General features: G+C 71.5%; 11 protein-coding genes. 6 read left to right on the top strand and 5 right to left on the bottom strand.

Going from position 1 to position 13,899, the window contains the following annotated elements; genetic code table 11:
* Window positions 1-2 precede the first annotated feature (2 nt).
* The 4 genes from ACLQ2W_RS10815 to ACLQ2W_RS10800 form a co-directional block, all read right to left on the bottom strand.
* Entirely contained in the window at window positions 3-824 is an 822-nt protein-coding gene (locus tag ACLQ2W_RS10815; protein ID WP_425786275.1) for a hypothetical protein, read from the bottom strand.
* Between the two features lie 180 nt (window positions 825-1,004).
* Window positions 1,005-2,432 (bottom strand): metallopeptidase TldD-related protein, encoded by a 1,428-nt coding sequence (locus ACLQ2W_RS10810; protein ID WP_425786486.1) that lies wholly within the window; start codon window positions 2,430-2,432, stop codon window positions 1,005-1,007.
* A 35-nt stretch (window positions 2,433-2,467) separates the two neighbouring features.
* The gene (locus ACLQ2W_RS10805) at window positions 2,468-3,901 is read right to left on the bottom strand and encodes a TldD/PmbA family protein (RefSeq protein WP_425786274.1); all 1,434 of its coding nucleotides are present in this window, start codon (window positions 3,899-3,901) and stop codon (window positions 2,468-2,470) included.
* Between the two features lie 33 nt (window positions 3,902-3,934).
* Complete coding sequence (locus ACLQ2W_RS10800) at window positions 3,935-4,483, bottom strand: Uma2 family endonuclease (RefSeq protein WP_425786273.1); 549 nt, start codon at window positions 4,481-4,483, stop codon at window positions 3,935-3,937.
* Window positions 4,484-4,724: 241 nt separating this feature from the next.
* Here ACLQ2W_RS10800 and ACLQ2W_RS10795 point away from each other — a divergent pair, with 241 nt between their 5' ends.
* The 5 genes from ACLQ2W_RS10795 to ACLQ2W_RS10775 are packed head-to-tail and all read left to right on the top strand — an operon-like array spanning window position 4,725 to window position 10,642.
* Window positions 4,725-5,822 (top strand): ABC transporter ATP-binding protein, encoded by a 1,098-nt coding sequence (locus ACLQ2W_RS10795; RefSeq protein WP_425786272.1) that lies wholly within the window; start codon window positions 4,725-4,727, stop codon window positions 5,820-5,822.
* Window positions 5,819-6,850: an ABC transporter ATP-binding protein gene (locus ACLQ2W_RS10790; protein WP_425786271.1), complete on the top strand. Its 1,032-nt coding sequence runs from the start codon at window positions 5,819-5,821 to the stop codon at window positions 6,848-6,850. The genes ACLQ2W_RS10795 and ACLQ2W_RS10790 overlap by 4 nt, the downstream gene beginning before the upstream one ends.
* Window positions 6,847-7,854, top strand: coding sequence for an ABC transporter permease (locus tag ACLQ2W_RS10785; protein ID WP_425786270.1), 1,008 nt, complete (start codon window positions 6,847-6,849; stop codon window positions 7,852-7,854). The genes ACLQ2W_RS10790 and ACLQ2W_RS10785 overlap by 4 nt, the downstream gene beginning before the upstream one ends.
* 10 nt (window positions 7,855-7,864) lie before the next feature.
* Complete coding sequence (locus ACLQ2W_RS10780) at window positions 7,865-8,851, top strand: ABC transporter permease (protein WP_405091118.1); 987 nt, start codon at window positions 7,865-7,867, stop codon at window positions 8,849-8,851.
* Between the two features lie 48 nt (window positions 8,852-8,899).
* Window positions 8,900-10,642 carry an ABC transporter substrate-binding protein gene (locus ACLQ2W_RS10775; protein WP_425786269.1) on the top strand — a complete coding sequence of 581 codons (1,743 nt, stop codon included), beginning with the start codon at window positions 8,900-8,902 and terminating at the stop codon, window positions 10,640-10,642.
* 94 nt (window positions 10,643-10,736) lie between these two features.
* Here ACLQ2W_RS10775 and ACLQ2W_RS10770 read toward each other — a convergent pair whose 3' ends face one another.
* Entirely contained in the window at window positions 10,737-12,884 is a 2,148-nt protein-coding gene (locus ACLQ2W_RS10770) for a prolyl oligopeptidase family serine peptidase (protein ID WP_425786268.1), read from the bottom strand.
* A gap of 87 nt (window positions 12,885-12,971) precedes the next feature.
* Here ACLQ2W_RS10770 and mshB point away from each other — a divergent pair, with 87 nt between their 5' ends.
* On the top strand, window positions 12,972-13,892 hold the full coding sequence (gene mshB / locus ACLQ2W_RS10765; RefSeq protein WP_425786267.1) for an N-acetyl-1-D-myo-inositol-2-amino-2-deoxy-alpha-D-glucopyranoside deacetylase: 921 nt from the start codon (window positions 12,972-12,974) through the stop codon (window positions 13,890-13,892).
* The last annotated feature ends 7 nt before the right edge of the window (window positions 13,893-13,899 follow it).

The raw sequence follows: 13,899 nt of genomic DNA, 5'->3' as shown, positions 1-13,899 counted from the left end.
CCTCAGTTGATGAACCGCAGGTCGTTGAACCAGCCGGCGGCGATCGCCATCACGTAGAAGTCGGTGAACGCCAGGGTGCCGAGCGTGATCCAGGCGAGCTGCATGTGCCGGACGTTCAACCAGGACACGCCGGTCCACGCCTTGTACCGCACCGGGTGCTTGGAGAAGTGCTTGAGCCGGCCACCGATGATGTGCCGGCAGGAGTGGCAGGAGATCGTGTACGCCCAGAGCATCACCACGTTGACCAGCAGGACGATGTTGCCCAGACCGAAGCCGAAGCCCTCGGGGGAGTGGAAGGCGAGGACGGCGTCCCAGGTGTTGATCAGCGAGATGATCGCGGCGGCGTAGAAGAAGTAGCGGTGCAGGTTCTGCCCGAGCAGCGGGAACCGCGTCTCGCCGCTGTACGTCTGGTGCCCGTCCGGCACGGCGCAGGCCGGCGGCGACAGCCAGAACGACCGGTAGTACGCCTTGCGGTAGTAGTAGCAGGTCAGCCGGAACAGCAGCAGGAACGGCAGGGTCAGCGCCGCGTCCGGGATGATCCACCAGCCGGGCAGGAAGCTGCCGAAGTGCGAGGAGCCCTCGACGCACCGCTCGGTGACGCAGGGGGAGTAGAACGGGGTCAGGTAGTGGTACTGCTCCACCCAGTACCACTTGTGCATGAAGACCCGGACGGTCGCGTAGATGACCCAGGCGCCGAGCCCGACCACGGTGATCAGTGGGGCGAGCCACCATCGGTCGGTCCGCAACGTCTTCGCCGCGATGGCGGCACGTGCCCGCGCTCCCCGCGGCTGCGACCTCGGCCCCCTGGCCGACGTAGTTGTCATTCGAGTCATCTCCCTGACGTCACTGTCACGTCCTGCGCACACGTGGGACCACGCCGGTGAACCGGCGCGGCTAAGTGACACACGTTACGCCGATCTTCACGGCCCGGCCGCGCAACGCAGTGTCCCGTGTGTCCCGCTGGTTGGAAAGACCCGGCTCATGATCAATATGCGCGGCGTCGCTCAGCCGGACGCGCCGCCGGTGAAGTGCCACGACGACAGTCGCAGCGCCGGACCCTCCCACCACGACCCGTCGGACCGGGCCGGCTGCCGGACCGGCCGCCGGCCCAGGCCGAGCACCCGGCCCGGCCCTACGGCACGCGGATAGGACTCGGTGAACCGGAAGTCGCGCACCGCACGCACCGGTACGCCGTCCTCGACCAGCCAGACGCCGTTGCGGGTCAGGCCGGTGACCACGAGCTGCTTCGGATCCAGCACCCGCGTGTACCAGAAGTCGCTGACCAGCAGCCCGCGCCGGACGCCGGCCACCAGGGCCGCCGTGTCCGGGTCGCCCACCGCACCGGTCACGCCCGCGCCCACCGAACCGGCCGGGCCGTCGACGGTCGCCACCGGGGCGGCGTCCGCCGGCAGCAGGCGGAGATTGCTGGGGATCGGGCCAAACGTCGACCCGCCGGCCATGCCGTGCCCGGTGGACCCGGTGCCCGCCCCGGCGCCGCTGCGCCGGTCGTGCGCCACCGCCTCGGTGGTGCCCGCCCGCACCAGGGTGAGCGCCCGCCGGGGGGTGCCCTCCAGGTCGAACGGCAGCGTGGAGGCGTGCAGCGGGTCGTCCACCAGCGTCACCCTCGGGTCGAACTGGGCCGTGCCCGGCTCGGCGAAGGACTGGCGTTCGGCGTGCCGCTTGCCGTTGAAGCCGTACCAGGCGAGATTCTGGAGCAGGTCGGCCACGGCGGCCGGTTCGAGCACCACCTCGTAGTGCCCCGGCGGCAGCTCGACCGGGTCGGCCGCGGCCCGCGCCTTGGCCGCCGCGCGGGCGCCGAGCGCACCGCCGTCCAGGTCGGCCAGGCGGTCCGCGCAGTGGCGGGCCACCCCGTCCGCGCCGCCGGCCCGGGCGATGCCGTCCATCGCCGCCTCGGCGGCCCGGCCCACCGCCGAGTGCCCGGCCGAGTTGGCGAACGCGCCGGACAGGTACAGGGTGCGGCAGTAACCGGCCGCCTCCAGCCCGTCGACCGCGTCCACGAACGCGCGGACCCGGGCGGCCCGCTCGTCGGGCGACGCGAACGCGGTGGCCTCGTCGACGGCGGGGCCGGTCGGCGTCGATGTCGGCGCGGTGAGGCCCGGCCAGGCCGGGTCGGGCGGCGCGAGGCGGGCCGCCGCCCGGGTGCGTTCGACGAGCGCGGTCAACCCGTCGGCGTCCACCCGGTTGCCGCCGCCCGCGGCGGTCCGGCCGTCGACGTGCAGCCGCAGCCGCACGGCGGTGCCGGTCTCGGCCACGTTCTGGTGGATGAACGAGTTGGCGAACCGGGTCAGCGCCAGATCGGACCGGGTCACCACCACCTCGGCCTCGGCGCCCGGCCCGGCCGCGCGCCGGACCAGCTCCACCACCCGGGCGGCGAGGTCCCGCTCGTCACTCATGGCGTGCCGACCGGGCATGCGCTCACGGCCCTCGCTCCGCTCGGTGCGTTCGCTCATGCGCGTACCCCCACCCGCACGCCGCGGAACCGGGCCGGCGCGGCCGGGTGGCCGGTGTGCCCGATCTGGCCGGGCTGCCCCTTGCCGCAGTTGGGCGTGCCCCAGGCGACCGTCTCCGAGGAGAGCATGTCCATCGAGCGCCAGAAGACCGGCCCGATGCCGGTGTAGGTCGGGTTGCGCAGCATCCGGCCCCGGCGCCCCTTCTTCACCTCCCAGCCGACCTCGCAGCCGAACTGGAAGTTGAGCCGCTTGTCGTCGATCGACCAGGACCTGTTGATGTCCATCAGCACCCCGTCGTCGGTGGCCGCGACGATCTCGTCGAGCGTGTGCGGGCCTGGCTCCAGGCCCACGTTCGTCATCCGCACCATCGGCAGCCGGGCCCAGCCGTCGGCGCGTACGCTGCCGCCGTGGTCCAGGCCGGCGACGGCGGCCGAGTCCCGGCCGGCGAGCACCCCGACCCACCGCCCCTCGCGCACCGCGTCCCGTCGGACCGCCGGCGACCCCTCGTCGTCGAAGCCGAAGCTGCCGAGCGCGCCCGGGATGGTCGGGTCGATCGTCACGTTCATCAGCTCCGAGCCGTAGCGCAGCGAGCCGAGCCGGGCCAGGTCGAGCCAGGACGTGCCGGCGAACGCCGCCTCCCAGCCGAGGATGCGGTCCAGCTCGATGGCGTGCCCGACCGACTCGTGGATCTGCAACGCGAGCTGCTCCCCGCCGAGGATCAGGTCGGTCTCGCCGGATGGGCACTCCGGCGCGGTGAGCAGCTCGCGGGACTCCTCGGCGACCCGGGCGGCGTGCGCGGCCAGGTCGAGCGCGGTGACCAGCTCCCAGCCGGTCGTGCCGTACTGCCCGCGGTAGCTCGGGTAGGACCGGCGCTGCGTCTCGCCGTCGCCGATCGAGGTGGCGGAGATGCCGCCGCCGCACTCGCGGATGTGCTGGTCGATCCGGTGGCCCTCGCTGGAGACGAACCACTTCGTGGTGTCCCAGACCTGGTAGAGCCCCTCGGCCAGGTCGGCCCCGTGCTCGCGCATCGTGGCGGTGGCGCCGACCAGCAGGTCGCCCTTGTCGGACAGTGGCACCCCGAGCGGGTCGACCGCGCACTCCGAGGCCCAGCTCGCCACCGCCGCCTCCACCGGCACCAGGTCGACCGGCGGGCCGGGAACCCGCGCGCTCGCGGCGGCGATCGCCGCGGCGCGCCGGCCGGCGTCGCGGGCCGCGGCGTCGGACAGCTCGGGTGCGGCGTGGAAGCCCCAGCCGGAGCCGACGAGCGCGCGCACCCCCAGGCCGATGCTCTCGTGCTGGGCCAGCTCCTCGATGTCGCCGTTGCGCGCCGACATCGACTCGTACCGGCGGTGCATCACCCGGGCGTCGGCGTAGCGGGCTCCCGCGTCGAGGGCGGCCTGCACGGCGGCGGTCGCCGCATCGAATCCCATGCGTCCGACCCTAGGCGAACGCACCGACATCCGTCAGGCGAGCAGATCCTCCGGGCGGATCGTGGCACGCACGGGTCGGATCAAGTCCAGCGTGTCGCCTCTCTTCGCGACGGCGTGCTCGACATAGTGCGCGTCCTGGCGCCGGTAGAGGTGCATGGTCAACGTGTCCTGCTCAATCAGCAGGTACCACTCGATCTGCGCCGCGGCGTAGAAGTGCATCTTGAGCACCTTGTCGGTCGCCGCGTTGCTCGGCGAGATGACCTCGCAGACCAGACGCACATCACTGGCCTCTATCACCGGTACGCGTAGGTCGATGTCATTGGTGATGACCAGGTCGGGAATGGGAATCCGTCCCGGCCGCAGCCGTACGTTCACGGCTTCGAGCACGCGTAACCCGGCTTTCCGCGCCGGCGTGCGGAGCATGGCGCGAAGTTCGCCGGAGATGTTCTGATGCAGCGGGGTGGGACCAGGGGTCACGTAGAGGCTCCAGTCGAAGAGCTCGACGCGTTGCTGCGTCTCCCCGAGAGAGAGGTACTCCTCTTCGGTCCACGGGCCGTCGTGGTCGAACACCGCCGCCGTCATGGCAAACCTCCACCTCGTGTCGGCCGGGATCGTCGCTCCTTCACCACGGATATCGTCGCACCTCTCGTGCGATGAGCAGACCACCACGGTGAGTCACGACTCACGAAGGTCCAGGTGAGGGCTGTTCAGGTCGGAAACCCAGTCGTTACGCTCTGACCGCTGACAGACCGCTCGATGTAGCTTACTTTCGCCTCCAGAGGTTTCCTGTAGGTTCTCTTCATCACCGAAGGGGAGGCGGTCAATGGGCAGGTCGGAGGCGGTGCCGTCCGGGGAGCCGGACCGCCCGGAGGTGCCGGAGCAACGCGCCGGCGACGCGCCCTATCTCCAGGTCAGAGACCTGCGGGTGCGGTTCGACACCGAGGACGGCGTGGTCAGGGCCGTGGACGGCGTGTCGTTCGCGGTGGAGCGGGGTCGCACGCTCGGCATCGTGGGGGAGTCCGGTTCCGGCAAGAGCGTCACGTCGTTGGCGATCCTGGGCCTGCACAGCACGTCCAAGCGGGCGACCGTCACCGGGGAGATCTCCGTCGGCGGACGTCAGCTCGTCGGCCTGCCCGATGAGGAGGTACGGCGACTGCGGGGCCGGGACATGGCGATGATCTTCCAGGATCCGCTGTCGGCGCTGCACCCGTACTACTCGGTGGGCAGGCAGATCGCGGAGGCGTACCGGGTGCACCACCCGAAGGCCGGGAAGCGGGAGGCCCGCACCCGGGCCGTGGACATGCTGGACCGGGTCGGCATCCCGCAGCCGGCAAAGCGGTTCGCGCAGTACCCGCACGAGTTCTCCGGTGGGATGCGGCAGCGGGCGATGATCGCGATGGCGCTGGTCAACGATCCGGACCTGCTGATCGCCGACGAGCCGACCACGGCGTTGGACGTGACGGTGCAGGCGCAGATCCTGGACCTCCTCGCGGATCTGCAGGCGGAGTTCCGGTCGGCCATCATCCTGATCACGCACGATCTGGGCGTGGTCAGCCAGGTGGCCGACGACGTCCTCGTCATGTACGGCGGCCGGGCGGTGGAGCACGGCAGCGTGGCGCGGGTGTTGCGGACGCCGCAGCATCCGTACACCTGGGGGTTGTTGTCGAGCGTGCCGTCGCTGCACGGCGACGCCGACGCGGACCTGGTGCCGATCCCGGGTAATCCGCCGTCGTTGATCAATTTGCCCTCGGGGTGTGCGTTCCATCCGCGGTGCCGGTGGGCCGACGACCGTTCCCGCCTTGAGGTGCCCGGGTTGCGGGACGCCGGTGAGTCGGGGCATCTGGTCGCCTGTCATCTGTCGGCGGGGGATCGGGAGCGGATCTACCGCGACGAGATCGCCCGGGTGGGGGTGGCCCGATGAGCGCCGAGACCGAGCCGCTGTTGTCGGTGCGGGGGTTGACGAAGCATTTCCCGGTGCGCGACGGGCTGCGTGGCAGGGGGGCGGTGCGGGCGGTCGACGGCCTGGACTTCGACGTGCGGCCGGGCGAGACGCTCGGTCTGGTGGGGGAGTCCGGGTGTGGGAAGACCACGACGGGGCGGATGTTGGTGCGGCTGTTGGAGCCCACCAGCGGGTCGATCACGTTCGCCGGTCGGGACATCACCCACGCGGGGCGTCGGGATCTGCGTGACCTGCGGCAGGATTTGCAGATCATCTTCCAGGACCCGTACGCGTCGTTGAACCCGCGGCACACGGTCGGGCGGATCGTGGCGATGCCGTTGCAGGTCAACGGGATCACCCCACCCGGCGGGGTCAAGCGGCGGGTGCAGGAGTTGCTGGAACTGGTCGGACTCAACCCGGAGCACTACAACAGGTATCCGCACGAGTTCTCCGGCGGGCAACGTCAACGCGTCGGTATCGCCCGCGCCCTCGCGCTGAAACCGAAGCTGATCGTCGCCGACGAACCCGTCAGCGCGTTGGACGTCTCCATCCAGGCGCAGGTCATCAACCTGCTACGCGGCCTGCAACGCGACCTGGACCTGGCGTTCGTGTTCATCGCCCACGACCTCGCCGTGATCCGCCACTTCTGCCACCGCGTCGCGGTCATGTACCTCGGCAGAATCGTCGAGATCGGCGACCGCGACGCCATCTACACCCGACCGCAGCACCCCTACACCCGGGCGCTGCTGTCGGCCATCCCGGACGTCACCACGCTCGGTCCCGCCGGCCGGATCCGTCTCACCGGCGACGTCCCGACCCCCCTCAACCCGCCATCGGGCTGCCGCTTCCGCACCCGCTGCTGGAAAGCCACCGACCGCTGCGCCACCGAGACACCCGCACTGACCACCCGCGACGGCGGCACCCAACTCACCGCCTGCCACTACCCGGAGGCGGGTCCGGTGGCGGTCGGCGTCGCCGACGCCGCAGACGCGCAGGAGGTGACGGAATGAGTCTGTCCCCGGTCGAGGGTGTGGCCCTCGCCGAGATCGAGACGCCCGCCGACGGCGGTGCGCGGCGGGACGAGGAGTTCGTCGGCCGCTCGCCGGGCCAGCTCGCCCTGGCACGGCTGCGCCGCGATCGTACCGCCCTGGTCAGCGGCGGTCTGCTCGTCTTCTTCGTGCTTGTCGCGCTGGCCGTGCCGCTGATCGAGGCGCTGTACGGGATGGGGCCGAAGGAGCAGTTCCAGAGCCGCCTCGACGGCTACGGCATGCCGCTGGGCTATGCCGGCGGCGCCACCGGCGAGCACTGGTTCGGGCTGGAGCCCGGTCTCGGCCGGGACATCTTCATCCGGATGGTGCACGGACTGCGCACGTCGCTGTTCATCGCGTTCGCCGCGGCCGTGCTGACCGCCGCGATCGGCGTGACCCTGGGCACCCTGGCCGGCTACCTGGGCGGCTGGCTCGACTCGGTGATCAACTGGATCACCGACCTGACGCTGGCCATGCCGTTCCTGATCATCGCGCTGGCGCTGATGCCGACCGTGGCGTTGCGCTTCTACGGCCAGCGGGAGGCCGTGCCGGCGTACTTCCAGATCGGGGTGCTCATCGCGATCTTCGCGCTGTTCGGCTGGACCAGCACGGCCCGGCTGGTCCGGGGTCAGATCATCGCGCTGCGCGAGCGGGAGTTCGTGGAGGCGGCGCGCGCCAGCGGCGCCGGGTTGGGGCACATGCTGTTCCGCCAGTTGCTGCCGAACGTCTGGGCGCCGATCCTGGTGGCCTTCTCGCTGGCGGTCCCGCAGTACATCACCAGCGAGGCGGCGCTGTCGTTCATCGGCGTCGGGCTGACGGACGCGACGCCGAGCTTCGGGCGGATGATCTACCGCAGCCTCGACTACCTCCAGACCGACCCGGCGTACGTCTTCTTCCCCGGCATCACGATCTTCGCGCTCGTGTTCGCCTTCAACCTCTTCGGTGACGCGCTGCGCGACGCGCTCGACCCGAAGTCGTCCCGGTAGGAGGCCGGCCATGACGCGTTTCCTCATCCGCCGGCTGTTGTCCGCCGCGCTCACGCTCTTCGCGGTCAGCGTGCTCAGCTTCCTGATGTTCTTCGCCCTGCCGCGTGATCCGGTGACCGGCATGTGCCCGAAGAACTGCAACCCGGAGCGGCTGGAGCGGGTCCGCCAGGAGTTGGGCCTGCGCGACCCGCTGATCAGCCAGTACGCCGGCTACATGAAGGGCATCGTCACCGGGCGGGACCTGGGCAGCGCCCAGGGCGGCCGGTGCGACGCGCCCTGTCTCGGCTGGTCGTACGTCTCCAACGAGGCGGTCTCGGACACCATCGCCCGGGTGCTGCCGGTGACGCTGAGCATCGTCATCCCGGCGGCGGTCCTGTGGCTGCTGCTCGGCGTCGGCCTCGGCATGCTCTCGGCGCTGCGCCGGGGAAGCTGGCTGGACCGGGCGGCGATCGGCTTCTCGCTGACCGGCGCCTCGTTGCAGCTCTACTTCGTCGGCGCGGTGCTGCTCATCGTGTTCGTCTACAACCTGCGGCTGCTGCCGGTGCCGAGCTACACCTCGTTGTTCGACGATCCGCTCAAGTGGAGCAGTGGGCTGGTGCTGGCCTGGTTGGCACTGGCCTTCCTCTTCTCCGCCATCTACGCCCGGCTGTCCCGGGCACAGATGCTGGAGACCCTGTCCGAGGACTTCGTCCGCACGGCGCGGGCCAAGGGCCTGGCCAAACGGACCGTCTACGGGCGGCACGCGCTGCGCGCCGCGATCACGCCGGTGGTGACCATCGCCGGACTGGACGTGGGCGGGGCGTTGGGCGGCACCGTGATCACCGAGACGACGTTCGGGCTCAACGGGATGGGCCGGACGGCGGTGGACGCGGTCCGCGCCGGTGACCTGCCGACCATCATGGCGACCGTGCTGATCGCGGCGGTCTTCGTGGTGCTGGCCAACGTGGTGGTGGATCTGCTGTACGCGGTGATCGATCCCCGGGTGCGGCTGGGCTGAGCGTCCGGCCCGACGAAATTTATCGAAACTATTTCCTGGAGGTAGAAGATGCGACCACGTGCAGCGGCCGCCGTCGGCGGCGCCATCGCACTGGTGGTGGGGCTGGGCGCCTGCTCGGAGAACACGGGCGAAGGCACCACTGTGGACGGCAACCGGCAGCAGAGCGGCGTCATCGCGACCGACCCGAAGGACTCCCAGGGGCCCGCGGCGGAGGTGGACGGCGCGGCCAAGGGCGGCACGTTCACCATCATCCGGGAGACCCCCATCTCCCACCTGGACCCGCAGCGGACGTACTCGTTCGCCGGCCTGATGGCCAACCCGCTCTTCGCCCGCTACCTGACCACCTGGAAGGACGACGGCAAGGGCGGCCTGGTGCTGGTCGGCGACCTGGCCGAGACCCCGGGCAAGAACGTCAACAACGACTGCAAGGTCTGGGAATTCACCATCAAGGACGGGGTGAAGTTCGAGGACGGCAGCCCGATCACCGCCAAGGAGATCGCGTACGGCATCGCCCGCTCGTTCGACCCGGACCTCACCGGCGGCCCGACCTACCTCCAGGAGTGGCTGGCCGACACCCCGCAGTTCGACACCAAGTGGGACTTCAAGAAGAACAAGACGTCGCTGCCGCCGGGCCTGACCACGCCGGACGACAAGACGCTGCGCTTCGAGTTCGCCAAGCCCCGCTGCGACCTGCCCTTCGCGGTCTCGCTGCCGACCACCGCGCCGCTCAGGCCGGAGAAGGACACCGGCGTCAACCTGGACCAGAAGCCGTTCTCGTCCGGCCCGTACAAGATCGCCAAGAACCAGGTGGGTGTCCAGCTCACGCTGGACCGCAACCCGAACTGGGACGCGAAGACCGACCCGGTCCGCCACCAGTACCCGGACCAGTTCGTGTGGACCTTCGGCCCGACCCAGGACGCCGCGAACAACCGGGTGATCGCCGACAACGGCGCCGACCAGAGTGCGCTGGCCTTCAACTCGGTGCCGCCCTCGCTGGTCGCGAAGGTGGCCGGTGACCCGGCGCTGAAGTCCCGGACGCTGCTCTCCCCGACCCCGAGCGCCAACCAGCTCGTGATCAACACGCAGCGGGTCAAGGACCTGAAGGTCCGCCAGGCGCTCAACTACGCGATCGACCGTGAGGGCCTGGTCAAGGCGCTCGGCGGCCAGACCATCGCCCAGCCGATGACCACGCTGATGCCGTCGTCGACCATCGGCTACAAGGCGTACGACGCCTACCCGGCGGGTGCCAACGGCAACCCGGAGAAGGCGAAGGAGCTGCTCGGCGGCCAGACGCCCGAGCTGGTCCTCGGCGTCGCGGACAACACCAACGAGCAGCAGATCGCGGTCCAGCTCAAGGGCAACCTGGAGCGCGCCGGCTTCAAGATCACTGTGCGGAACATCCCGGACGACTCGAAGCTGGACGAGGTCAAGAAGAAGAACAACCCCTGGGACCTCTACATCGGCAACTGGGCCGCGGACTGGCCCAGCGGCGCGTCGATCCTGCCGGTGCTCTACGACGGCCGCACCATCAAGGCCGAGGGCAACAGCAACTCGTCGTACTTCAACGACGACGCGATCAACGCCGAGATGGACCGGATCCTGGCCATGCCCCCGGCCGAGCAGGGCCCGGAGTGGGGCAAGCTCGACGAGCGGATCATGAAGGAGTTCGCGCCGGTGGTGCCGCTCTTCGTCGACGTGGCGTACAACGTGCACGGCTCGAAGGCCGGCGGCGTCTTCATCTCCTCCGTCTTCGGCTACCCGAACTTCGTCAACGCGTACGTCAAGCAGTAGCCCCCGGCCCTGAGGTAAGGAGGGGCCCCCGCTTAACACGTGTGTGTGAGAGGGGGCCCCTTCTCTACCTGAGGCGTTAACAGGGGGCTCCTCCTTACACCAGGTAGCGGCGGAGGAAGTCCAGCTCCAGGCGGAGCAGCCGCTCGGACGCGCCGCCGGCGGCCAGGTGAGTCGCGCCGGTGAGCGGGAGCACCGCGTGGGGGCGGCCGGTGGCCAGCAGCGCGGCGGAGAGCCGCAGCGTGTGCGCGGCCAGCACGTTGTCGTCGACCAGGCCGTGCACCAGCAGCATGGGTCGGGCGTCGGCCGGGGCGCCGAGCGGCTCGGCGGCCAGCTCCACCAGCGAGTGATGCGCGTAGACGTCCATGCCGTCCTCCGGCATGCCCAGGTACCGCTCGCTGTACGCGGTGTCGTACAGCGCCCAGTCGGTGACCGGCGCGCCCACGATCGCGCACTTGAACAACTCCGGGTGGCGCAGCACCGCCAGGCCGGCGAGCCAGCCGCCGAACGACCAGCCCCGCACCGCCACCCGGTCCAGGTCCAGGTCGGGGTGTTTGCCGGCGAGCGCGGTCAACGCGTCCACCTGGTCGGTCAGGATCACGTCCGCCACCCGGCGGTGGATCGCCTTCTCGAACGACGGCGCGATGCCGGGCGTGCCCCGGTTGTCCACGGTCACCACCGCGAAGCCCTGCTCGGCCCACCACTGCCGCTCCAGCCAGGCGCCGCGCGCCGCGACCACCTCCTGGTGGCCCGGCCCGCCGTAGACGTCCACCAGCACCGGCAGCCGGGTGCCCTTGACGTGCTCGGCCGGGTAGAGCACCGCACTGGGCAGCCGCCGGTCGGTCACCCGCACCAGCGTCGGGCGCGGCGCGTACGAGCAGGTGGCGGCCAGCGAGCGCAGCTCACCCACCTCGCGGTCGCCGTGCCACACCCGCCAGCGGACCCCGGCGTACTCCAGCGAGGCGGTCCCCACCGCCAGCGTGGCCCCACCGATGGCGGCGGTGTGCCAACCCGGGTCGCTGCCCATCCGGCGGGCGTCCATCCCGCCGCCGATGGTGGTCCGCACCCGGTAGAGATGGCGTTGGCTCGGTTCGCCCTCACTCGCCTCGACCAGCAGGTCGGCGGCCGTGTCGGGGCCGGCCGGCAGCCGCCCGACCACCCGCCGCACGTACAGCGAGGGCGGGGTGAGCAGCGTGCCGTCGGCGAACAGGCAGCGGGCGTCGTACCCGTCGTGGGCCAGCTCGCCGCCGACCAGCACCCGCCCGTCGGGCAGGTGCGCCGGGGTGCCCGGGACCGGTTCCACCCAGCGCGGGTCGGCCAGCTCGGCGTGCACCTGCGTCTCCCCGGTACGCGGGTCCACCGCGAGCACCAGCCCGTGCTGCTGGGAGCGGCGCAGCACCGTGATCAGCGGCCCGCCGTCCGCCCACTCGACCGCGCTCAGGTAGGGGTAGGTCTCCCGGTCCCAGTGCACGTCGACCCAGCCGCCGTCGAGGTCGAGCAGGTGCAGGCTGACCTCCGCGTTCGGGCCACCCGCCACCGGGTACGCCAGCGACGTCGGCGGGGTCGCCGGCTCGGCCGGGTCGTGCAGGTACCACCGGGGCAGCCGGGACTCGTCGACCCGGGCGGCCAGCACCGCGCGCCCGTCCGGGGCCCACCAGTAGCCCCGGTACCTGTGGAACTCCTCGGCCGCGATGTGCTCGGCCAGCCCCCAGGTCACGCCGCTGTCCTCGCCGGCGAGCAGGTTGTCCGTGCCGTCCGGCTCGACCACCCGGAGCTGACCCCGGCGGACGCCGTCGGCGGCGTCGGTGACGTAGGCCAGCCGCTCGCCGGTCGGGTCCGGACGCGGATCGATCACCGGCCCGACGGTGGCCACCTCGACCACGTCGCCGTGCCGCAGGTCGGCCCGGAACAGCCGCCCGGCCAGCGCGAACGCGGCCACCCGGCCGGTCGCGTCCAGCGCGTACCCGCCGATGCCGCCGGCGCTGAGCCGCAGCCGCTCGCGCAGCGCCCGCTCGCCGGGGGCCGGTCGGGCCGGTTCCGCGTCCGCGCCGAGCAGCACCGCCGGGTCGGCGACCAGGCGTTCCTCGCCGGTGTCGACGTCGAGCAGCCAGAGCGCGTCGGCCGGGTCCTCCGGGCCCGCGGAACGCAGGAAGAGCACCCGGGAGCCGTCACCGGCGACGGTCACGGCGCGCGGCGCCCCCAGGCTGAACCGACGGGTACGGGCGGCCAGCTCGGGAAAGTCCACGCCTGCAGATCGTAGGCGGGCACCGGGCGTGATGTGGCCGACCTGGGCGGACGCATGACCGTCGGACGGGCAGGACCGCCGGTTAGAGTGACGGGCGTGACGACGCTGCCCGACCGACGCCTGCTGCTGGTCCACGCGCATCCCGACGACGAGTCGATCGGCACCGGCGCGACGATGGCGCACTACGCCGCCGCCGGCGCCCACGTCACGCTGGTGACCTGCACGCTGGGTGAGGAGGGCGAGATCCACGTGCCGGCGCTGGCCGGGCTCGCCGCGGCCGAGGCCGACCAGCTCGGCGGCTACCGCATCGGCGAGCTGACCGCGGCCTGTGCCGCGCTCGGCGTCACCGACCACCGGTTCCTCGGCGGCGCGGGCCGCTACCGCGACTCCGGGATGATGGGGATGGCCACCAACGAGCACCCGCGGGCGTTCTGGAGGGCCGACCTGGACGCCGCCGCCGGGCACCTGCTGGAGGTGATCCGCGAGGTCCGCCCCCAGGTCGTGGTCACGTACGACCCGAACGGCTTCTACGGCCATCCCGACCACATCCAGGCGCACCGGGTGACGATGCGGGCGGTGGAGCTGGCGGCGGCCGACGGGACCGCCCCGGCGAAGGTCTACTGGACGGCCATGCCGCGCAGCGTGCTCGACGCCGGCCTGGAGACGTTCACCGGGTCGTCGGACAATCCCTTCGCCGGCATCTCCAGCGCCGACGAGCTGCCGTTCGGCACGCCGGACGCGCAGATCGCGGCGCGGGTGGACGCCACCGAGCAGCACGCCGCCAAGGAGGCGGCGATGCGCGCCCACGCCACGCAGATCCCGGCCGACTCCTGGCTCTACGCGATCGCCGGCAACTTCGGCGCCGAGTTCATGGGGGTGGAGTACTTCACGCTCGCGGTCGGCGAGAAGGGGCCCGGCGGCGGCCGGTACGGCTGGGAGCACGACCTCTTCGCCGGGCTGGCGCTGGACGGGTCGGACCGTGCCCCGGTCGCGGCCGGTCTCCGGTGACGTCGCC

The organism is Micromonospora sp. DT227 (genome assembly GCF_049841835.1).
Lineage (GTDB): Bacteria > Actinomycetota > Actinomycetes > Mycobacteriales > Micromonosporaceae > Micromonospora.
Note: the sequence above shows the minus strand (reverse complement) of the source record. Positions and strands in the feature narration are given on the sequence as shown.

Bases quoted from the DNA above. Each gene is read 5' to 3' on its own strand.
- ACLQ2W_RS10795 (WP_425786272.1), top strand. From the start codon at position 4,725: ATGGGCAGGTCGGAGGCGGTGCCGTCCGGGGAGCCGGACCGCCCGGAG.
- ACLQ2W_RS10785 (WP_425786270.1), top strand. From the start codon at position 6,847: ATGAGTCTGTCCCCGGTCGAGGGTGTGGCCCTCGCCGAGATCGAGACG.
- ACLQ2W_RS10800 (WP_425786273.1), bottom strand. From the start codon at position 4,483: ATGACGGCGGCGGTGTTCGACCACGACGGCCCGTGGACCGAAGAGGAG.
- ACLQ2W_RS10790 (WP_425786271.1), top strand. From the start codon at position 5,819: ATGAGCGCCGAGACCGAGCCGCTGTTGTCGGTGCGGGGGTTGACGAAG.
- ACLQ2W_RS10810 (WP_425786486.1), bottom strand. From the start codon at position 2,432: ATGCCCGGTCGGCACGCCATGAGTGACGAGCGGGACCTCGCCGCCCGG.
- ACLQ2W_RS10780 (WP_405091118.1), top strand. From the start codon at position 7,865: ATGACGCGTTTCCTCATCCGCCGGCTGTTGTCCGCCGCGCTCACGCTC.
- ACLQ2W_RS10775 (WP_425786269.1), top strand. From the start codon at position 8,900: ATGCGACCACGTGCAGCGGCCGCCGTCGGCGGCGCCATCGCACTGGTG.
- ACLQ2W_RS10805 (WP_425786274.1), bottom strand. From the start codon at position 3,901: ATGGGATTCGATGCGGCGACCGCCGCCGTGCAGGCCGCCCTCGACGCG.
- ACLQ2W_RS10815 (WP_425786275.1), bottom strand. From the start codon at position 824: ATGACAACTACGTCGGCCAGGGGGCCGAGGTCGCAGCCGCGGGGAGCG.